Annotated in this window: 16 protein-coding genes, 3 pseudogenes and 1 riboswitch; of the genes and pseudogenes, 10 read left to right on the top strand and 9 right to left on the bottom strand. The window is 60.8% G+C overall.

What is annotated here, in order from left to right; translation table 11 throughout:
• Positions 1-893 (bottom strand): LysR family transcriptional regulator ArgP (locus tag V8352_RS19180; RefSeq protein WP_336425894.1); only part of this gene is annotated, 893 nt, incomplete at its 3' end.
• Between the two features lie 98 nt (positions 894-991).
• On the opposite strand from V8352_RS19180, the gene V8352_RS19175 reads away from it, so the two are divergent.
• The 3 genes from V8352_RS19175 to V8352_RS19165 are packed head-to-tail and all read left to right on the top strand — an operon-like array spanning position 992 to position 2,353.
• Positions 992-1,603 (top strand): LysE/ArgO family amino acid transporter, encoded by a 612-nt coding sequence (locus V8352_RS19175; RefSeq protein ID WP_336425893.1) that lies wholly within the window; start codon positions 992-994, stop codon positions 1,601-1,603.
• An 11-nt stretch (positions 1,604-1,614) separates the two neighbouring features.
• The gene (locus V8352_RS19170; protein ID WP_336425892.1) at positions 1,615-2,085 is read left to right on the top strand and encodes a LysE family translocator; all 471 of its coding nucleotides are present in this window, start codon (positions 1,615-1,617) and stop codon (positions 2,083-2,085) included.
• 4 nt (positions 2,086-2,089) lie between these two features.
• Positions 2,090-2,353 (top strand): hypothetical protein, encoded by a 264-nt coding sequence (locus tag V8352_RS19165; protein WP_336425891.1) that lies wholly within the window; start codon positions 2,090-2,092, stop codon positions 2,351-2,353.
• Between the two features lie 332 nt (positions 2,354-2,685).
• Here V8352_RS19165 and V8352_RS19160 read toward each other — a convergent pair whose 3' ends face one another.
• Positions 2,686-2,892 carry a ParD-like family protein gene (locus V8352_RS19160; RefSeq protein ID WP_336425890.1) on the bottom strand — a complete coding sequence of 69 codons (207 nt, stop codon included), beginning with the start codon at positions 2,890-2,892 and terminating at the stop codon, positions 2,686-2,688.
• Positions 2,893-3,008: 116 nt separating this feature from the next.
• Between V8352_RS19160 and map the strand changes: the two genes are divergently transcribed.
• Positions 3,009-3,863 carry a type I methionyl aminopeptidase gene (gene map, locus V8352_RS19155; RefSeq protein ID WP_442971070.1) on the top strand — a complete coding sequence of 285 codons (855 nt, stop codon included), beginning with the start codon at positions 3,009-3,011 and terminating at the stop codon, positions 3,861-3,863.
• 513 nt (positions 3,864-4,376) lie between these two features.
• Positions 4,377-5,294, top strand: a complete 918-nt coding sequence (locus tag V8352_RS19150) for a DMT family transporter (RefSeq protein ID WP_336425889.1) — start codon at positions 4,377-4,379, stop codon at positions 5,292-5,294.
• A gap of 133 nt (positions 5,295-5,427) precedes the next feature.
• Here the strand turns inward: V8352_RS19150 and V8352_RS19145 are convergent.
• Together V8352_RS19145 and V8352_RS19140 are read right to left on the bottom strand one after the other, a co-directional pair.
• Positions 5,428-5,559: pseudogene (locus tag V8352_RS19145) on the bottom strand (helix-turn-helix domain-containing protein); the annotation flags it as partial.
• A gap of 795 nt (positions 5,560-6,354) precedes the next feature.
• On the bottom strand, positions 6,355-6,762 hold the full coding sequence (locus V8352_RS19140) for a (R)-mandelonitrile lyase (protein ID WP_336425888.1): 408 nt from the start codon (positions 6,760-6,762) through the stop codon (positions 6,355-6,357).
• Positions 6,763-6,933: 171 nt separating this feature from the next.
• Between V8352_RS19140 and V8352_RS19135 the strand changes: the two genes are divergently transcribed.
• Positions 6,934-7,371 (top strand): nitronate monooxygenase, encoded by a 438-nt coding sequence (locus V8352_RS19135; RefSeq protein WP_442971069.1) that lies wholly within the window; start codon positions 6,934-6,936, stop codon positions 7,369-7,371.
• Positions 7,352-8,203 carry an NAD(P)H-dependent flavin oxidoreductase gene (locus V8352_RS19130; protein WP_336425886.1) on the top strand — a complete coding sequence of 284 codons (852 nt, stop codon included), beginning with the start codon at positions 7,352-7,354 and terminating at the stop codon, positions 8,201-8,203. Before V8352_RS19135 ends, V8352_RS19130 begins: the two co-directional genes overlap by 20 nt.
• 213 nt (positions 8,204-8,416) lie before the next feature.
• On the opposite strand, the gene V8352_RS19125 is transcribed toward V8352_RS19130, so the two are convergent.
• Both V8352_RS19125 and V8352_RS19120 read right to left on the bottom strand, forming a co-directional pair.
• The gene (locus tag V8352_RS19125; RefSeq protein WP_336425885.1) at positions 8,417-9,394 is read right to left on the bottom strand and encodes a serine hydrolase domain-containing protein; all 978 of its coding nucleotides are present in this window, start codon (positions 9,392-9,394) and stop codon (positions 8,417-8,419) included.
• A 360-nt stretch (positions 9,395-9,754) separates the two neighbouring features.
• A riboswitch (FMN riboswitch) is annotated at positions 9,755-9,901 on the top strand.
• Between the two features lie 172 nt (positions 9,902-10,073).
• A complete protein-coding gene (locus V8352_RS19120; protein WP_336425884.1) occupies positions 10,074-10,946 on the bottom strand; it encodes a universal stress protein in 873 nt (290 codons plus the stop codon).
• A gap of 166 nt (positions 10,947-11,112) precedes the next feature.
• Here V8352_RS19120 and V8352_RS19115 point away from each other — a divergent pair, with 166 nt between their 5' ends.
• Complete coding sequence (locus V8352_RS19115; protein ID WP_336425895.1) at positions 11,113-12,837, top strand: cation:proton antiporter; 1,725 nt, start codon at positions 11,113-11,115, stop codon at positions 12,835-12,837.
• 42 nt (positions 12,838-12,879) lie between these two features.
• Here the strand turns inward: V8352_RS19115 and V8352_RS19110 are convergent, their stop codons facing one another.
• Positions 12,880-15,399, bottom strand: coding sequence for a cation:proton antiporter (locus tag V8352_RS19110; protein WP_336425883.1), 2,520 nt, complete (start codon positions 15,397-15,399; stop codon positions 12,880-12,882).
• A gap of 224 nt (positions 15,400-15,623) precedes the next feature.
• On the opposite strand from V8352_RS19110, the pseudogene V8352_RS19105 reads away from it, so the two are divergent.
• Both V8352_RS19105 and V8352_RS19100 read left to right on the top strand, forming a co-directional pair.
• Positions 15,624-15,737, top strand: a pseudogene (locus V8352_RS19105) (transposase domain-containing protein); the annotation flags it as partial.
• A 25-nt stretch (positions 15,738-15,762) separates the two neighbouring features.
• Positions 15,763-15,930 (top strand): annotated as a pseudogene (locus V8352_RS19100) (DMT family transporter); the annotation flags it as partial.
• A 26-nt stretch (positions 15,931-15,956) separates the two neighbouring features.
• Here the strand turns inward: V8352_RS19100 and V8352_RS19095 are convergent.
• Positions 15,957-17,033, bottom strand: a complete 1,077-nt coding sequence (locus V8352_RS19095) for a PqqD family protein (RefSeq protein ID WP_336425882.1) — start codon at positions 17,031-17,033, stop codon at positions 15,957-15,959.
• A 539-nt stretch (positions 17,034-17,572) separates the two neighbouring features.
• Positions 17,573-18,367 carry a S8 family serine peptidase gene (locus V8352_RS19090; protein ID WP_336425881.1) on the bottom strand — a complete coding sequence of 265 codons (795 nt, stop codon included), beginning with the start codon at positions 18,365-18,367 and terminating at the stop codon, positions 17,573-17,575.
• Between the last annotated feature and the right edge of the window lie 721 nt (positions 18,368-19,088).

Raw genomic sequence — 19,088 nt, 5'->3', positions numbered from 1 at the left:
CAACGATGACGGTGAGACGGCGATGATCGCCGCTCAGTGAACGAGCAACACCGGCTATGAAGAAGCAGGTGGACGCCAGTTCCTACACCACTTCCCGGGGCACTACCGGGAAGGAGCTCTACGAGATCTCCGCGTTCGAGATGCTGGCGAGCAAGTTGGACCGGGTTGAGCGCCCAGCCCATGCCCGCGAGGCTCCCTTCCAGGAAGCTCTGCGTCGAGGGCAGCCAGTGGGTTGGAAAGGATAGATCGCGTCCGAAAGCCTCTCGAGCCCAAGCGTTCTGGAGACGGTCCTTCTGGTTGAAGGTCAGGGCCGGTGCCTGCTCGAATGCTTCGGCCGTGACGCCGTCCGGGAAGTGGCGCGCGACAAAGTCCGGACTTGCGGTCGCATGATAGCGGAGCGATCCGAGCGGCGTAACGCGGCAACCTTGCACCGGGCGCTCCAGCGAGGTGACCGCGGCAAGGACCCTGCCACGGAGAAGCCAGTCTGCCGTGTGGTCCTCGTCGTCTATTGCCACATTCAGCAGGTAATCGGTGGTCTTGGTGAAGGCGGCGATGGCCTCGAGAAACCAGGTCCCGAGGCTGTCGGCATTCGTGGCCACATTGAGCGTCACCCGCTGCGCACTGCCATCAGACCCGGAAAGCTCGGGCAGGTGCTCCATGAGCTCCTTCTCCAGCATGCCGACACGTTCCATGTGCCGGCAAAGCGACAGGCCCTTCTCTGTAGCGGTGCATGGCGCTCCCCGCTCGATCAACACGGTGCCAAGGCGTTCCTCGAGATTTTTGATGCGCTGCGAGACGGCCGACGGCGAGACATTGAGCGCCGCAGCGGCTCTCTCAAAACTGCCCGTCCGGTTGACTGCGGCGACGGCCCGGACGGCCGCGTAGTCGATCATGGTTTAGCTCTCCTTCATTCGCATGAGCATCCTTAATTTGTCTAATCTTCTGTCGTCGGATAGCTCAAGGCAAGTACCACTGGATCGGACACCTGCACATGGACCTTCCCGTTTTTCTCACCGGCATGATGATGAGCCTCAGCCTTATCGTGGCCATCGGCGCACAAAACGCTTTCGTCCTGCGCCAGGGCCTGCGCGGCGAGCATGTCCTCGCGGTCTGCCTTGCCTGCGCAGTTTCGGATGCGATCTTGATCACCGTCGGCGTGACGAGCTTCCGAACCGTGTCGGACTGGCTTCCGTGGCTCGAACCTGTCATGCGTTTCGGCGGCGCGGTGTTCCTGATCTGGTATGGCACGAAGAGCCTCCTGTCGGCGCTGCGCTCGAATGAGACGTTGGCGGCGGACGCCTCGCTGCCGGTGACGGATCTCTCTCGGACGCTGGTCGCATGTCTCGCCATCACGTGGTTGAATCCACATGTCTATCTCGACACTGTTGTGCTGCTGGGGTCCATCTCGACCCAGTTCGGCGACAATCTGGGGTCTTTCGCCGTAGGCGCGGTCCTCGGATCGTTCGTGTTCTTCTTCGTCCTTGGCTACGGTGCCATCCGGCTCCGCCCGGTGTTCGAGCGGCCAGCGGCCTGGCGCATCCTCGAGACGATCATCGCTCTGGTGATGTGGGCTATCGCGTTCAAGCTGCTGGCCGGAACCTGAGAGAGTAAGCTATGGAGAACCTGAACCATCTGCTGGTCGTCTTCATCGCCTATGCGGTCGCCGCCGGAAGCCCAGGACCGAGCACCCTTCGGATTATGGGCGTGGCGATGCACCACGGCCGTCGCGCCGGCCTGGCATCGGCGGCGGGCATTTTTTCCGGATCGCTGTTCTGGGGGCTCTCAGCGGCGACCGGGGTTTCAGCCATTCTCGCGCGCTATGCCGAGGCACTGATCGTCCTGAAGATCTTCGGCGGGGTATACTTGCTCTACTTGGCGTTTCGCGCGGGCCGAAGCGCACTGTCCTACGATCTGGCGACCTCGGCCGGACCACCGCGTGACAACACGTCACCTACGTCTGCTGCATTCTTTCGGCACGGGTTGATCACGCATCTCGCCAACCCGAAGGCGGTGCTGGCCTGGATCGCTTTCGTCACCCTGGGGCGCGAAGGATGCATTACTCACCGGGGGCGCCTGCTGGTATAGCGTTGTGGCCGGCCTTCTCCCGAAGCCCGCCCTCGCGCTCGCGCGCGCCGCGCAGGCTGGCGACGCGGCAGAGGCTGAGCGCATCAACTGGGCCTTCCACCCTCTCTGGACGCTCTTTCGAGAGTTCGGGAGCTTCCGCGTGATGTTTGCCATGGCCGAGATCCTCGGCCTGGGTCGGATCAGTCCGCCGCGTCCCATCCTTCCGCTCGAGCAAGCATCTCGCGGCCGGGTCGAAGTCGCTCTGCGTCCTATACTTGAGGATATCTGAGGGCGAGCAGACTACTCGTGCAGCCTTTGCTTTGCCTGGCTTGGCCAAGCGGTGTCACCTTCGGTCAATGTCGGCACATTCTATTCTGGTTTGCGACAAATCTCCTGTCTTGCTGGAAAGTAAGGAGAACGGATCATGGCCTACTCTAAGCTGGGTTTCCGCGAACGGCGCGAGATTGAAGATATGTTGCATGCGAAGATGCAGCTCTCGCACTCCTGCCATTCTTACATCACGCAGCATTTTTGATGGGCAGATGGCGGCAGCGCGGGACGAAGCCTATTGTCCAGGCGGCCCAAATGGCCGCTTTATCCGCTCCAAACAATCGGCAGCCTTCAGGCTGCTTCGATCCCCGGCACCTGCACATCGGCATTCTTGAGTTGCCGCGCCATGATTTCGGTGAAGGGCAGGGTCGGGTTCGCCTCGGCCAACATGCCGACCTTCATCCAGAACTCCGCCTGAGCATTGATCGACCGGCACATGACCCCGCTGGACTTGCGCAGCTCCTCGTGCAGATCATCACCGATTTTTACGATACCCATCGACATGCCTCCTGATCGTTTATACATGAAGCATACATGATTCGTATATTATAGGGAAGAACCCAGGTCAAACTGCCTCGGTCGCCAAGACGCAGCTTACGCAGAGAGGACATCAGGTGGACAGCTATATCGACATGCCTGTCGCTCCGCGGGCACAAGACGCCCGAAGAACCGAGAGCATCAAGCTTTACGGACGGGATGCCTTCGAGGGGATGCGCCGCGCAGGAGCCTTGACCGCTACATGTCTGGACGGCGTGTCAGATCTTATTTCCCACGGCACGCCCCTGGCCGAGATCAACGCCTTCGTTCTTGATTTTGCGGCGACCCATGGGGCGACGCCTGCAACTCTGGGCTACAAGGGCTACGAATACGCTTGCTGCACATCGGTCAATCACGTGGTCTGCCACGGATTACCGAACGAGAAGAAGCTGCGCGACGGCGATATCGTGAATGTCGATGTCACGTTGGTCCTCGACGGGTGGCATGGCGACTCCAGCCGCATGTATGCCGTCGGAAAACCGAAGCGAGCGGCCGAACGGCTGGTCCGGATCGCGCATGAAGCGATGATGCGCGGGATCGGGGCGGTGCGCCCGGGGGCGCGTCTGGGCGATATCGGCCATGCCATCCAGAGTTACGCAGAATCCGAACGCTGCTCTGTCGTCCGGGACTTCTGCGGCCACGGCATCGGCCAAGTCTTTCACGACTCGCCGAACATCTTGAATTTTGGCAGAGCTGGCACCGGCCCGGAGCTGCGAGAGGGCATGATCTTCACAGTCGAGCCGATGGTCAACCTTGGGCGCGCCGAGGTAAAGGTGCTTGTGGACGACTGGACTGCCGTGACGCGGGACAGGTCTCTGTCGGCACAGTTCGAGCACTCGATCGGGGTGACAGCCGAGGGTTTCGAGATATTTACGCTCTCGCCCAAGGGGCTTCATGCGCCGGGGATCGAGATCAGAGCTACCCCTGAATAGCAGGCTTTGGTTGCCATCGCAGCAATCTGCAGAATTGGCGGATTTTGATGAAAAACTCTTCCTTGATCGAGACCTGAACTGCTGACTCAATTCCTGTAATTGAGGGGAGGATCGGCGATTACGGGACCGCGGCAGTAAGCTCACCAGCGCTATTCTACGAGTTCTCTCTGGAAGAACACGTCCCCACCAACAATCAAACTGGACCACTCGATGGGGGCAGACCACCTGAAGCAGTGGCTGCGCGAAACGTGACTCGAAGCTCTCATTGCGTTGGCGTTTTAGCTTTAACAATTCGCAGGATGCCGAAGTCAGTGGCTTTCGGGTCGTCCCGGACCGCCACAACCCGATGCTGCAAAGCATGGGCCAAATTCGGTGCGAAACATGCATTCGCGGGTTGATGTGGGGTTGATGTAGGGCGCTTGATGGGTTGAGTGTTCACATCGTAAATTATGGATCAGAACGCCTCCCCCCGCCAATTGCCTGTGACTGAATATCTGTTCAAATGAGGGCCTGATGACAGACGCAAACCAAACTGCATACCCGGCGAGCGGACACAAGCATGGCGTCTTGTTCGTCTTTGCCGCGGGTGTGCTCTGGTCGACGGTAGGGCTTGGTATCCGGCTGATCGAAGACGCGGTCGTTTGGCAAATACTGCTCTTCCGCTCGATCAGCCTTACCCTGTTTCTATACGTTGTCTTGCGCATTCGATCCGGCCAGAGCCCGATTGCTCAGATTCGCCGCATTGGGTTCCCCGCCGTCATCGCAGGCCTCCCCCTGGTCGCGGCCTATTCCGGAGGGATTTACGCGATCCAGGTCACGTCCGTCGCGAATGCGATGCTCCTTTTTGCGACCGCGCCGTTTATGGCTGCGGTGCTCGGGTGGATCGTTCTGCGCGAGCCCGTGCGCTTGGCCACCTGGATTGCCATCGCCGTCGCCATTGCAGGTATCTCCGTCATGGTGGCCGACAAGACCGGGAGCGTTGTCTTGATGGGTAGCCTTGCGGCACTCGGCTCCGCGCTTGGCTTTGCGATCTTTACCGTCGCGCTGCGCTGGGGAAAATCCGGGGAAATGCTGCCGGCAGTTTTTCTATCTGGGCTGTTCGCTATCGTGATCACCTTCGGGATATGCCTATACTTGGGCCTGCCTCTCGTGCTGTCGGCGAGCGACGGCAGTATCGCAATGGGCATGGGGGTCTTTCAGGTCGGGGCGGGATTGATCCTTTACACGCTTGGCTCACGTAGCCTGCCCGCCGCAGAACTGGCGCTGCTGTCTCTGGCAGAGGTTCTGCTTGCCCCGCTTTGGGTCTGGCTCTTGCTTGGCGAAACCGCCAGTTTCAGCACCTTGCTGGGTGGGGCCATCCTGCTTGCGGCCATTGCCGGGAATGCGGTGTCCGGAAAGCGGCGGAAACCTCCTCCGATCACTACTCCGTAAGCAACGGCCACGCCTGATGTTCGCCGCATTGCTGGTGCCTGCACTTGTGAATTCAGGCAAGTTTGACCTTCTCAGCCATCGCCGAAGATGAACGAGTCCGAATAATCGAAGCTACCTCGGGCGGTGGGCGTGGTCTCACCGGCATCTCGCGCACCAGCGCGATGATGAAGGCATCGAACAGCTGCGTGAAGCCCGACCCGCTGCGCGCCCATGGCACCGTCACCTGCCGGGTTTTGGAGCATTGGCTGCAAGCGACCCGCGGGACGNACATGGCCCGGCGCGTCCGCCGCTGCGATGGCTGAGGTCTCCGCGTCGGACGCGTCTACCGAAGGCACAACATATAGGGGCGGCTCAAGCACCGGTGCGCCCGACTACCCACACGGAACGAGAAGGGACCACAAAAAGTGAGCAGCAGATCGTGTGAGATTAACTCGAGTACACTCAGAATGCCTCGGTTGCGAACTCGCATACGGAAATGCGTCATTCGCTTTCGTCGACGGTAGTGACATAGACAAAGCATGAACGAAGCTGTGGTAGACAGGACGCTGATGCATAAAACCACTGGCGAACGGAGTTCACCTCACCCCAAGCGAATTTATCCTGCGGGCAGAGTGATGGGTTTTTCGGGGGCGGGGTAGCAAAATCTTGCTGCCGGACCCCATCAACGACCTGTTTTCTCGCGACAGTGCAGTATAATCAGCCCGTGAAGTTAGGATGAGTGAGTGGCTTTGCAAAGGTTGCTATCTGCGCATTGCTGGCATGATGGATAGTGCAGTATCGACGCAATTATCAAATGGCGATGAAGGGCGGCTTTTGCCTTATCTATCCATCAGTTGAGCACCGGCAGCGAATGGCCGCAAACCGCCCCCTGCGACGGACACGACCTCGACGACATGGACGGCCCACAGTTGCCTTTCACGAGTAGGCCGAGATGCTGCGGTGCGGCCCGTCGAACCTGCCGTTCGCTGCACGCGCATGATCTTGGGCCCGGTGAAATTGCACACAGCGGACGAACCAGGCTCTCGGCAGGTGGCTCTTCGGTGGGCGGCTCGATCCCAACCTACTCGGCGCGCTGGGAGAGGTAATCCCCATCCGTGACATGCTCCATCCAGTCTGCAGTCTTGCCATCGACGGAAGTCTGCACTGCCAGGTGAGTCATTGCGCAGTCGGGTGACGCACCGTGCCAATGCCGCTCCCCCGGCGCAAACCAGACCGTATCGCCCGGACGCAGCACCTGCACCGGCTTCCCTTCGGACCCGGCCAGCCCCGTGCCTGACACAACATGCAGCGTTTGGCCGGCGGGATGGGTGTGCCAAGCCGTCCGCGCGCCGGGCTCAAAAGTCACCGACAGGATCTTGACCGGAGAGGGATCGTCACCCGCAACAACCGGATCAAACCGGACCGTGCCAGTGAAATACTCACTGCTTGGGAATTGCGAAGGCCGGTCTCCGGCGCGGTGGATCTTCATGGCGGGCTCCTTTGTGCGTTGCTCAAAGGGACGTTAGCAGAGTTCCGGCCAAAGCCCACAGGTCAGAGGAACCCGATAGTTTTTTTGGACCAGTTGAGCGGCAGAACTGCGGGACTTTGCGGGCGTTCACTGCATCATGCATGACCGTCCGGTCAATTGATTGGCACCCACATGGCTATGGGCGATACGGGCACTCATGGTGCGTTACATTGCGGCCGAACGTGCCGCTTGATACGCTTTCTATGGCCTTCTCCATGCGGAGATGGCGTGAGCGAGACAACACGGAGAAAGCGGGCTGGAATGCTGGGCGAGGCTTCAAGGCGCGTCGATGAGTTCTGCGCGGCATATGACATGAATGCGCCGATCTTGATGGCCCCGATGGCCGGTGCCTGCCCTCCTTCTCTGGCCGCCGCCGTCGCCCAAGCTGGTGGTATGGGCGGATGCGGCGCGCTGCTGATGGACCCCGATGCGATCGCCCTCTGGGCAGCGGAATTCCGGGCCGCGAGCGATGGCCCGTTCCAGATGAACCTGTGGGTGCCTGACCCTGCGCCGAGACGCGACGCCGACCACGAGCGGGCAGTTTCCGGANATGAACCTGTGGGTGCCTGACCCTGCGCCGAGACGCGACGCCGAACATGAGCGGGCAGTCGCCGGCTTCTTGGAGGGTTGGGGGCCGCGTCCCACCGAGCTCTCTGCCGATCTTCCCGTGTCCTTCGCTGATCAGTGCGAGGCGCTGATAGAGGCCCGACCGGCGGCGATGTCCTCGATCATGGGCCTCTTCCCGCCCGATGTCGTCGACCGGATGAAGGCGAGGGGTATCCGCTGGTTCGCGACTGCCACCACGGTCGCAGAGGCGCTTCAGGCCGAAGCGGCGGGAGCCGACGCCATCATAGCGCAGGGCAGCGAGGCCGGTGGGCACCGTGGCGCCTTTGATGCTGACAGGGCGAACGCGCAGATGTGTGGGTTGATGGCGCTCGTTCCTGCGGTCCGCGACGCAGTCAGCGTGCCGGTGATTGCGACCGGCGGCATAGCGGACGCGCGCGGCGTCGTGGCCGCGCTCGCGCTCGGCGCATCGGCCGTGCAGATCGGGACAGCCTTCTTGCGCGGGCCCGAAGCCGCAATCGTGCCAGCCTGGGCCGATGCCATCGGCCGGGCACAGCCTGAGGATACGACGACGACGACTGCGTTCTCCGGCAGGCTTGGACGATCCTTGCGGACCGACTACATCGCCGCGACCGAAGGCGCCGACGCAATCGCCCCGCTTCCCTATCCGCTGCAGCGCTCGGCAACGGGACCGATGCGCGCGCTCGGCGCAACGGAAAACGACTTGGCGCGTATCCAGGCATGGGCCGGGCAAAGCGCGCGGCTGGCACGCAACGCGCCTGCCGGCGAGATCGTGCGCTCCATCTGGGCCGAAGCGCGAGCGGCGCTGGCCCAGTAACGAGCGTCCCGAGAGAAGCACTGCGAATGTTAGCAGGGGGGCTCCACAGCAGTCCTTCATGCATCGGGCGAGCAGGCTCAGAGCAGACCTCGGATGCAGCGCCGTATAGCGTTCTGGCGGGTTCCGCTTGAGGGTAAGGACCACCGTTGTGATGGGAATAGTCCGACCAGTCCCCGACAAAGGTTGCTGGCCTCATCTCTCCTTTGTCAGAATTTACGCGAGGTTTAGGATCGGCCCGTCAAGCAACTGCATCAGATCTCCAAAATACCCGTCGGAGCGGGCCGGCTGGGTTGGATTGGATGTGATCGCAACAGCAAGGTTACTCTCGCGATGCGTGGCGATGAGCTGCCCACCGTAGCCTCTTGCCAGCACGTAGCCGGATTGCGACAAGAACCAGCCATATCCATAAGACAGTCCGGACCAGGGCGACCGCGCCCGGGGTTGGAGCGAGGCTTCAATCCAAGATCTGGGAATAACCTGGGTCCCGTTGAACTCGCCTCCGTCACGCAGCATGGTCGCGATATCCAGCATGGCGGTCGGGCGTAGTGCCATTTCGTTGCCGCCAAGGTAGTATCCCTGAGGGTCGCGCGTCCAGGCGGGAATTTCTATGTCCAGCGGATCGCCAATCCGTGCGCGGGCCTGCATCAGAAGGCTCTGGCCGGTTGCTTCCGCCAGCGCCGCGCCGAGGATGTGGGTCGAGCCCGTTGAATAAAGCATCCGGTCGCCAGGTTCTGCGACCATCGGTCGCGTCAACGCGTCAGAAATCCAATCGCGGGAGTTTACCCAGGCGCCGTAATTCGGGCCCGACGTGCGCTCCAGGCCAGCCCGCAGTGTTACCAGATCCTCCATCGTGATGTCGGCTGCGCCAGACGTGGCATCGGCTGGCAGGATCCCGGGGGCGACATCAGCGAGTGTTGCAGTCACCGATGGGACTTCACCCCTGTCGATCGCAGCACCAAGAAGCAGGGCAACGATGCTCTTGGAGCAGGACTTGATGTTTGCGGGACGGTCCAGCCCCGGACCACGCGGCGCTTCGGCAAAGATCACTTCATCGCCGCGCCGGATCTGAAGCGAATGCAGCTGCGACAGGCGCTGGATTGCTTCGGTCAGATTGTTTGACTGGGCGCGACCAATACGCGGCACCGCAAGCGGTGCGGCAGCTGTGAGTATAAATGAGCGACGGTTCATCATGAACAATAGGTGCGCGAATGAGGGTGGGAAGTCTACACGGCGCACTGTCACAATCGCGTTGGAGCTTGGCTTGAATACCCGAATGTTTGGATGGTCTTGTTCTGGCCATGGCCCAAGAGGCCTTTGCTGCGCACTGTCAAGCTGGGCGCAAACTATAGCGAACGTCTGCAACCGGCCACTTGTGTCGAGGAACACGGTCGGCCCAAGCCGCCGCTCGTCGGTCGCTCCATCGCCGCGCTGCAGCTTTCGCTTTGCGGCCATTCGTTCTCGCCGCAGCATTCTCATTGACCGGAGACGGCGACGTGGACGGACCCGCCATTAAGGACTGCTTGCAAAGGCCAGTACCTTCGAGGAATATCGGATCGTTCTCAGGGCGGGGCGAAATTCCCCACCGGCGGTAAGCACCAGTATTGTGCCAGCCCGCGAGCGCCTTTCTGATGAGAGGATCAAGCAGATCAGGTTAAATTCCTGAGCCGACGGTTAAAGTCCGGATGAAAGAGAATATGCAACCGAACCGCGCCATGCGGCACGGGTTGCATGGGATCGCCTTGGGTGACGTATCGTAACCAAAGGAGATCATGATGACACCCACCCGATACGCCTTCATTAAAAAGTTTGGCTGGCTTTGGACGACTGAAACGAGTTGAACTCTTTCTGTCATCGCTCTGAAATCATGCCGTCATTTCTCTGACGTGTCGTGAACGGGCGGGATGGCGAGAACATCGATCGTAGCGCTTTTCAGGACATGTTCGGTAACACTGCCAAGAAGCAGTTTTGCAACCCCAGTCTTGCCGTGGGTCGATAGCACGACCAGATCCGCCTTTTCGGTTTTCGCGGCCTTCAGGATCTCGTGCTGCGCTGCGGCCTCTTCATAGCGCACCACCTGCCGGGTCCCTTCCAGGCCCACCGAAGATACGAAGCGGCTGAGATCACGGGCTGCGTGCCGTTGCTCGTCTTCGAGGTAATGTTTCTGGTCGTCACTTGGAATTGAATGACCAAAGGCCAAGCGTAGCGCAGGGGCATCAAACACGTAGAGAAGCGAGCTCTTCGCCGTGTCTCCGAGCTTGAGGCCTGGAAAACGGCGTAATGCATCCCGGGATCCGTCTGTTAGATCGGTCGTCTGCAAGACATGCTTGTAGGATCCTACTGGCGGTGCGTTGACCATCAGAACGGGGCAGGCCACCGAGCGGATCGTCCGTTCCGCCGTCGTGCCGATGAACACATCCTTGAGAACCTGCCGACGGTGCGGTCCGAGGACGAGAAGGTCAGGGTTCAGCGCGACCACCGCCTTGACGATGCCGGCGAACGGCGATGCCAGAATGACCTGCGTTTCGCAGTCTAACCCATCAACGTCGCGGAGTGTTTCAGCCAACTGCCGCAAGAGCGTGGACGCCTGTTTTTGCTCGGCATCGACGATCCGCCTCGGTTGGTCGTCGTCAATGACATGAACCACCGCGAGCGAAGCTTTGAGTTGTCGCGCAAGCAGTGTCGCGCGCCGGAGTGCCCGGTCAGACCGTTCGGAAAAGTCAGTGGCCACCAGGATTTTCTTCATCGCACTGGGTCCTTCCGCGTCACTTTCAAGAACTAGATTCAAAAAACGCCAGAACCTCCAGCTCTCTATCTGGATCATTTAACCTACAGTATATTACGATAAAGGAAGCCAAAGACTGTGAAAAGGCGTTCGGCATGTCTCGTGAAACGAAAGGACAGAAGACGTGATGGAAGTGATCGTTCAGTCCCAGTTCGCAGAGATCGCCGCGCTTCTGGTCATGGCTGCGGTGATCGGGTTCCTCGGGATCATCCTGCGCCAGCCGCTCATCGTCAGTTTCATCGCGGTCGGTCTGATCGCGGGGCCCTCAGCGCTGGACCTGGTGCGATCGGACGAACAGATCAGCCTTCTGTCAGAGCTCGGTATCGCCGTTCTCCTTTTTCTTGTCGGCATCAAGCTCGACGTGAAACTCATCCGCTCGCTCGGAGCAGTGTCGCTTCTGACCGGGCTTGGACAGGTCGCGTTCACATCGATATTCGGGTATCTGATTGGTCTGGCGCTTGGGCTTGGCGCGCTCACCAGCCTTTATGTCGCCGTCGCGCTGACATTCTCGTCGACGATCATCATCGTGAAACTGCTATCCGACAAGCGCGAGATCGACAGCCTGCACGGACAGATCGCACTTGGCTTTCTGATCGTCCAGGACCTGGTCGTCGTTCTGGCGATGATCGTGCTGTCTGCCATCGGCATCGGCGCTGCTGGCGACAGCGGGCATGGTGGCGGGTCGGTGAGCATGGTCCTGACGTCGGGTGTCGCCATGGTGGCGCTTGTCGTTTTCTTTGTGCGCTACGTCGCCAACCCGCTGACCGAGCGCTTGGCACGGGCGCCCGAGCTCCTGGTGATCTTTGCCATCGCGATGGCGGCAATGTTCGCGGCTGTGGGCGATATCGTGGGATTGGGCAAGGAGGTCGGCGGGCTGCTTGCGGGCGTCGCATTGGCCTCGACACCTTATCGCGAGACGATTGCCGCCCGCCTCGCACCGCTACGTGATTTTTTGCTGCTCTTTTTCTTCATCGCGCTAGGCTCAGCAATTGATCTGTCTCTTCTGGGGGCGCATGTCTTGGGCGCGGTTATTTTCTCGCTCTTCGTTCTGATTGGAAACCCGCTAATCGTGCTCGCGATCATGGGAGCCTTGGGTTACCGCAAGCGGACGGGCTTTCTTGCCGGGCTGACAGTGGCACAGATCAGCGAATTTTCCCTGATCTTCGTGGCCATGGGGGTTTCGCTGGGGCACGTGCAGGAGGACGCTCTGGGCCTCGTCACGATGGTCGGCCTCGTGACGATTGCGGCCTCAACCTATATGATCACCTATTCGCATCAGCTTTACGCTGTGTTTGAGCGTTTTCTGGGGGTATTCGAGCGAAAAGGCACCCCAAGGGAACTCTCAGATACGGGCCTGCACCGTGAAGACGGTCACCAGGTAATCATCTTCGGACTGGGCCGGTTTGGCACCGCTATCGGACTTCGCCTGCAAAAACGCGGCATCAAGGTACTCGGCGTGGATTTCAATCCTCTTTCCATACGGCGCTGGCGCGAGCTTGGCCTCGAGACCGAGTTCGGAGATGCAACCGACCCCGAGTTCGTGGCTGAGCTGCCGTTGGCGCGCGCCGAGTGGATCGTCTCGACCGTGCCCCTTCATCCGACCGGGCTGAGCCATGAGGATACCCGCACAACCTTGATCCAATTGACCCGCACATCCGGCTTCTGCGGCAAAATCGCCGTTGCATCGCATCACCCGCGTGACACGGAAGAGCTGTTTGGTTCCGGTGCCGACCTTGTGCTGGAGCCATTCCAGGATGCCGCCGACCGTGCGGTCGAGCTTCTCTGCGGCGCCCCGGAAGAGGAGCGCACTGAAATCCCGTCGATTAGTTCGGAAGAACAACAGGTATCCTGAACGGTGCCGCGCACCGCTGTTCGCACGCTTGCTGGTGTTGCTTCATTTCTTGATGCGTTCGCCCGTTGACGACAGAAGGCTTTGCGGGTCGATCCCACGTTTCTTGGCGCTGGCCTCGACGGCCTCGCGCACGGCGGCACTGCGGCCGAGCAAGCGGCGGAAACGTTCCTCGTTGAGAACAAGCAGGGTCGACGGAGCGATGGCGCGCACTTCATTTCTGCGGGGTCTCTTCATCAGAATGGCGATCTGGCCGAACATTTCGCCGCGCCCCAGTCGCCACGTCTGGCCTGCGGTTTCCAGCTCGACCGCGCCGGAGGCAATGAAGAACACCCGTTTGGCCGGGCTGTCCTTGTCGATGATGATGTCGCCGGCATTGACATAGCGGGTCTGAAAGGCCCGACCCAGCCGTTTCAGCCCGGCATCGCTCAGGCCTGCAAAGATCGGGAGCTGCCGCACCAGCTCGATCCGCTGTAGCGCAATATCGAGATGTGGGCGTTGCTCTGCCGCCGCCCGGCGGGCCGCGACATCCTCCATCAGTTTGGTATGGACCTCGGCCCCGATCAGACCGTCCTCGCGCATGATGGCATATTCGCGCTCTTCAAGTCTGAGCGCGGTCCGGCGGATGAACCGGCGCTCCAGTTCTTCGGCGTAGCCCGGATATTGCAGGCGGAGGCTTTCGAGGGCGGTTTCGACCGCTTCAATCCGGCGGGACAGAAGCTCGCGCAGCAGATCTGCCAATCGCCTGCCATGGATGCGGCGGATGCGCCCGTCAATGAAGGCACCAAGATCGCGCAGCACCAGACGCTGCGACAAAAGCAGCTCGAACCGGTCAGCAGTCATCCGGGCCAGCAATCGCGATGCGCGAAATCTGTTGTGCAGAAACACAGCCGACCGGAATGCGCGACCGTAAGTGACACTGCGCCGCGCGGCCCGCTGATAGCCGCTGCGCCCGCCCGACCGCGCGCCCTCGATCAGACGATCTGCATTGGACAGCGCCTGTTCTGCCATCCGTGCGGAAATGGTCCTTTCGCGCACCCGCACAAGGATCGTGTCCCGCTCGTGTCCGGCCAGCGCGATCAGGCCCAGCGTCACCCGGTCACGGTCAAGGATATCGGCGCTGTCCTCGGCTGTTTTCACGGCCTCATCCAGTCGATCGCCAAATCGTTTCGCCTCGGACCGCACGATGTCATGGCTCAGATCATAGTTGTCGGTGGTGCGCGACACATCCTCTCGCACCGTCTGAAGCGCAACGGCGACAACCTGACGTGAGAGTGCCTGGTCGATGGGCGAGAGCTGATCCAGCCCAAGCCGGCCGATCACCCAGCGCAGCGTCGTCCCCTGCACGATCAGCGTAAACAGCGTGAAGCCGGTGGCCAGAATGCCGACGACGCGCTGTATCCCGTCCGGCACGCGAAAGCTTTCGGTGACCGCGAGCGCGAGGGCCAGAGTGACCGCGCCCCGCAAACCGCCCCAGAGGATCGCCGCCCGGTAGGGGCGCTCCACCGCAGGCGAGACGCGCAAGAGCGTCAGCAGCGGCAAGAGGCCGAAGAGAACCACGACCCGCGCGGCGATGGCCGCGACGATCACCACGCAGACCAAGACGAAATCCTCGATCCGGACCTCTTCCAGAAGGCGCGGAATCAAGAGCGCGGCGAGGATGAAGATCAAAGCCCCGGCCCAATGCGCCAGCACCTCCCAAAGCTCGCGCAGATTGGCCCAGGCCTGAGGCGGCAGGCGCCCCGGACCGGACAGATTCAGCGTCAGCCCGGCGGCGACCACGGCGATGACACCCGACGCACCGATGCTCTGCTCGGCCACGATGTAGGCCAGATACGGCAGTGAAATCGAAATCGAGATCTGCGCCAGTTCGTGCCTGTTGAACAGCGCCATGACCCAGACCGCGACCCGCGCGGCAAGCCATCCCGTGAACGCGCCCCCCGCAATCAGGACAGGAAAGCGCGCCAGCGCCTCGCCGAGGTCGGGATCGGGTATGCCCAGCATCACGAAGCCCATGAACAGACCGAAAAGCGCAATGGCCGCAGCGTCATTCAGCAGGCTTTCGCCCTCGATGATCCGGGCAAGGCGACGTGGCGCTGAAATCGACCGAAAGATCGTGACAACCGCCGAAGGATCCGTCGTCGATACGATGGCCCCGATCAGCAGACAGGCCGCCAAGGGAAGCGCACTGACCCAAGACAGCGCATATCCAACGCTGAACGTCGCCACGACGACCGCCACGACGGCAAGGACGATGATGGGCACCCAGTCATCGAGCATCCGGCGCAGGTTCATGCCCAGTGTCGCCTGAAACAGCAGCGTCGGCAAAAAGACGTAGAGGAACACGTTGGACCGGATCGGCAGACCGAGGATCGCTTCGGCCACCGGGTTCAGCGCATCCGTGAGGTCGGTCCGCAAGAAGAAGATCGCGCCCGCACCGATCAGGATGCCGACCACGGCCAAAATCACCGTGTAGGGCAGCCGCAAACGGGCCGCCAACGGCTCCGCAAGCCCGATGACGAGAAAGAGAGATGCGATCACGGTTGTGACGACGACGATGTCCATAGTGCTGAAATAACACAAGGATCACCGGGCGCACGGGGCAATAGTGAAGTTTGCGAATTTTACACCCACCGTCCGCCTCCATTTGACTGGATCAGATGTCAAATTCCGCAGTGAATGACCCTTGTCCATCCCGCAAACGGCGACACCAAGGTTTTCAGGTATCACAGCGAACATCGAATTTGGGTTGCCAACGGCGGCCGCCAGTCAGGGTAGCGCTTGAGGCAGACCCGCTGGCCTATCTGGCAGACATCCTCGACCGCATCCACGATCACAAGATCAACCGGCTGGATGAATTGCTGCCGTGGAATTGGGTGCCGATGGCATCCGCGATCGCATAAGCTGCGGTATCAACGGAGTGCTTACCTTCCACTCGGCACCGCATACACTGTTTGGACCGGTATCGGTGCAGTCGGCGCATTCGCTGTGGGTGTCATCGTGCTGGGAGAAGCTGCAACGCCGATGCGTATCATCGCGGCGCTTCTTATCGTCGCCGGCATTGTGCTCATGAAGCTCTCGAGTTCTGCTACATAGTAAGACGCATACGTCGGAGCGCGACCTCAGGCGGCCGGCACGATCATTCCGGCCCCTGCCAGCGCGTGTAGCAAGGCATTCACGTCCGCGATGACCCTCTCTTCGTCCTCACCGGGGAAGTGGCTGGCCAGTAGTTTCCCAATATCCGTGGCCGACCCGGGGATCTCCAGCATCGTCCAGATGGCATATGCTTGTGAATTCATGTGCCAGATCGTCTGAGTGCCGACTTTCCAAAGAAACGTGGTGTCGGCCTTCGTTTGCAACATGATATCACTGTCGCGCATCCAGCGCAGGGTGGGATCGGTTTGCACTGCGGGAAGTCTATCATCCATCTGATTGCAAATGGATGGGTGGATGACCGTGCCGGGCGCTACCACGTCATTACCGCCGAAGGCTTCTCGCAGAAGCACAACCGCATCCTCAAGATCGGCGTAGACCAAACGTAGACAAATGACTTTCTCCAAAAACTCTGATAACCGAGCGAAGGCTGCGTCAGCGCTTACCAGGTCGGACATGTTTTGCGACAACAGGTACTTTAGGGCCTCGCCCTCCTTGACAGAGTGCAGCCTCGCGCGACCCTCAGCGCGGCGATCAAGTATCAGAAGCACCGACAGTTCTGCCCGCGTGCCGTGGGTCGCTACTGTCGGGGTACAGACATAGCCATAACGGTCGTCATGCGGACCCAAATTTGCAGCAACATGGGTTCCCAACGCGTCAGTGCAGGTGGCTGGAAGCGGCAGGCGCAGACGAGGTGCAATGCCAAGGGCGAAAGCCTCCCCATCTATCAAAGGTAGGATATCGTCGCAGAATATCTCCATATCAGGCTCTGCAGTCAGGCGTGCCGTCAAGGTGCTCTTTCCTGCACGCGATGGGCCGGTCATTGCGATCAGACGCCCGTTGTAGCGAAAAGCACCACAATGCAGCGCCATGCAGCCGGGGCGCGTCTCAAAGAAGTCCTGTGCCAGATCTGCGATCACCGCACAGGTGGCCGCGGCCACGCCCAGACCGCGCAGCGTCTCATCAAGGTAAATGGATTGGGTTGTGTAACCTGCCTTCTCGCGGCGCACCTTCGATTGGGGGGATGCATCCTGTTCGGCTGGCATGTCGTTTGGGCACCAGCCTCGAAGTGCTTGGCGCAATGCCCTGTCAATTTCTGGCGCATCATCAAGGGTGACCGTCAATGAACTGCCCGGGTAGTGCAATCTTGTGTGTGTGGTTAAGGCCCGCGTCTCGCAGACCTCCCGGTGTGTGGTCCGATTTGCCTTCATCACCAACCTAAACCTGCTCCGAATAGTCGACGATAGATTTGTTCCACCGAGCCGGACGGCGATGACCACGGCCGCGAGGGCCCCCGCGGACGAGAGGGCCATGATGGGCGGGAGGGTCGCGATAGTCCAGATCCTCGGCCCCAGCCACGATAGCGCGAAGGGGCAGACAAGCGGCTGATACTGACACCACTTGCGCGCGCAACGTCGAGTCCTGCAAATGTCGGCGCAAAATATGCCGCCCCAGCCGCAAGCCCCGACTTCATAAGCAAGGAACGCCGCGAGATGGTTTTGCTTTCGTCTTCAGGCATGTGAGTCTCCTTGTCAGCCGTATTATTTTTCTTGCCTTGTCTTGGAAGAACGATCCCGCGAGAGAATTATTCCCCGCTGGTGGGAAAAAAATGAACGCCACCTTTGCACTGACCGGGCGCGGACAGCAGACCATTGCCAAAGACCGGGTCATGCCCAGCCTCGCCAAGGTCATGGGCGCAGTCGAACAGGGCCTGCATGGCCGTAGGGATGTCGCTGCCGGCGCTGCGCCTTCGTTCGATTGCAAGGGCTGCCGTCACGAAGGGCGCCGCATAGGAGGTGCCGGACCGGAGCCGTCCACCCGAGATTGAGGCCGCCGTCCAGATGTTGACGCCCGGTGCCGCGAGCATGACATACGGGCCTTGATTGGCCTGACGGTAGGCCCGCCAGCGCGCGTCCACTGCCGTGACCGCGATGACCTCGGGCCAGGCCGCGGGATAGGCCGGATCTGCGCCAGGGCCGCCATTTCCAGCGGCCGCGACCAGCCCGATGTCAGCTCCGGCCGCGTGCGTGACCATCCTACGGACAACTGCGTTGGCGGGTCCGGAAAAAGACAGGTTGATCACCTCGGCGCTTTCGCCGATCAACAGGTCGAACGCCGTGACGATAGAGAAGGCATCCGCCTGCTCTTGTGTAGCGGCTGTGTGAAACGCCTCGACCGCGATCAGGTCGGCATCGGGCAAGAGGCCTGGCACGCGACCCTCGACACTGCCAATCAGCATCGCGGCGATCGCCGTGCCGTGCTGTCGCCCGGCGGCGGCGCGCTCGCCCAGGTCAACCTGATGGACTGCGAGGCGTTGGCCAGTCAGCGCTGGGTGGTCGATATTGATACCGGTGTCGATCATTCCAAGTCGCGGACGCATGGCACTGGATGGCCATCCAGTCCATCCGATCATCGCGTGAGCAGCGCATTCCGCACCGTCGCAAAGAAAGTCATCAGGGGTATAGAGGTGGTTCGCATCTGTTACCGCACCGGGCAGAAGCCTGGCCAGTTCATTGATGGCTTCGGCCAGTCCGCGATCCGGCGGAAGCGAAAAGCGTGAAACACGGGCGGATAGCACTGCTACCTCGGCTTGCGACAAGAGCGTGAACCCGGCCGAAATTGCAGCGTCAATAGGCTGGTCCGCTGGGACCAGCGCCACGAGTTCCGTTGGCGCAAGCGAGTTGCGTGTTTCTTGCGTTCCCGGGCGTGACGGAGCTGAAGGGCGCGATGGGCCAGACGGCCTGGAGATGCTGACACTGCCGGCCGAGGCTCGTGCAATATCCAATCCAGCGAATGTGGTTGCAACATACGCAAAACCCGCCCCAAGTCCGATCTTGCGCAATAGCGCTCGCCTGAGTGTGTCCACTTCATTATCGGGTTTGCGATGCATTCTCATATCTCTATTGGTATGACAGGCGTTCTGGCCTCATGTGGGGACAACATAGCCAGATCATGTTATGTTCATGATTTTCCAAATACCCACGGAATAAAGGTGGTCCCTTCTCGTTCCGTGTGGGTAGTCGGGCGCACCGGTGCTTGAGCCGCTCCCATATTTCGTGCCTTCGGTAGGCGCGTCCGACGCGGAGACCTCAGCCATCGCA

Origin of the sequence: Roseovarius sp. D0-M9 (genome assembly GCF_037083805.1) — a bacterium.
Taxonomy (GTDB): Bacteria; Pseudomonadota; Alphaproteobacteria; order Rhodobacterales; family Rhodobacteraceae; genus Roseovarius.
Note: the sequence above shows the minus strand (reverse complement) of the source record. Positions and strands in the feature narration are given on the sequence as shown.

What these genes read in the sequence shown, in the direction of transcription:
- V8352_RS19175 (WP_336425893.1), top strand. Translation starts at nt 992, where the DNA reads ATGGACCTTCCCGTTTTTCTCACCGGCATGATGATGAGCCTCAGCCTT.
- V8352_RS19170 (WP_336425892.1), top strand. Translation starts at nt 1,615, where the DNA reads ATGGAGAACCTGAACCATCTGCTGGTCGTCTTCATCGCCTATGCGGTC.
- V8352_RS19160 (WP_336425890.1), bottom strand. Translation starts at nt 2,892, where the DNA reads ATGGGTATCGTAAAAATCGGTGATGATCTGCACGAGGAGCTGCGCAAG.
- V8352_RS19150 (WP_336425889.1), top strand. Translation starts at nt 4,377, where the DNA reads ATGACAGACGCAAACCAAACTGCATACCCGGCGAGCGGACACAAGCAT.
- V8352_RS19140 (WP_336425888.1), bottom strand. Translation starts at nt 6,762, where the DNA reads ATGAAGATCCACCGCGCCGGAGACCGGCCTTCGCAATTCCCAAGCAGT.
- V8352_RS19130 (WP_336425886.1), top strand. Translation starts at nt 7,352, where the DNA reads ATGAACCTGTGGGTGCCTGACCCTGCGCCGAGACGCGACGCCGAACAT.
- V8352_RS19125 (WP_336425885.1), bottom strand. Translation starts at nt 9,394, where the DNA reads ATGATGAACCGTCGCTCATTTATACTCACAGCTGCCGCACCGCTTGCG.
- V8352_RS19120 (WP_336425884.1), bottom strand. Translation starts at nt 10,946, where the DNA reads ATGAAGAAAATCCTGGTGGCCACTGACTTTTCCGAACGGTCTGACCGG.
- V8352_RS19115 (WP_336425895.1), top strand. Translation starts at nt 11,113, where the DNA reads ATGGAAGTGATCGTTCAGTCCCAGTTCGCAGAGATCGCCGCGCTTCTG.
- V8352_RS19110 (WP_336425883.1), bottom strand. Translation starts at nt 15,399, where the DNA reads ATGGACATCGTCGTCGTCACAACCGTGATCGCATCTCTCTTTCTCGTC.
- V8352_RS19095 (WP_336425882.1), bottom strand. Translation starts at nt 17,033, where the DNA reads ATGCCAGCCGAACAGGATGCATCCCCCCAATCGAAGGTGCGCCGCGAG.
- V8352_RS19090 (WP_336425881.1), bottom strand. Translation starts at nt 18,367, where the DNA reads ATGCGTCCGCGACTTGGAATGATCGACACCGGTATCAATATCGACCAC.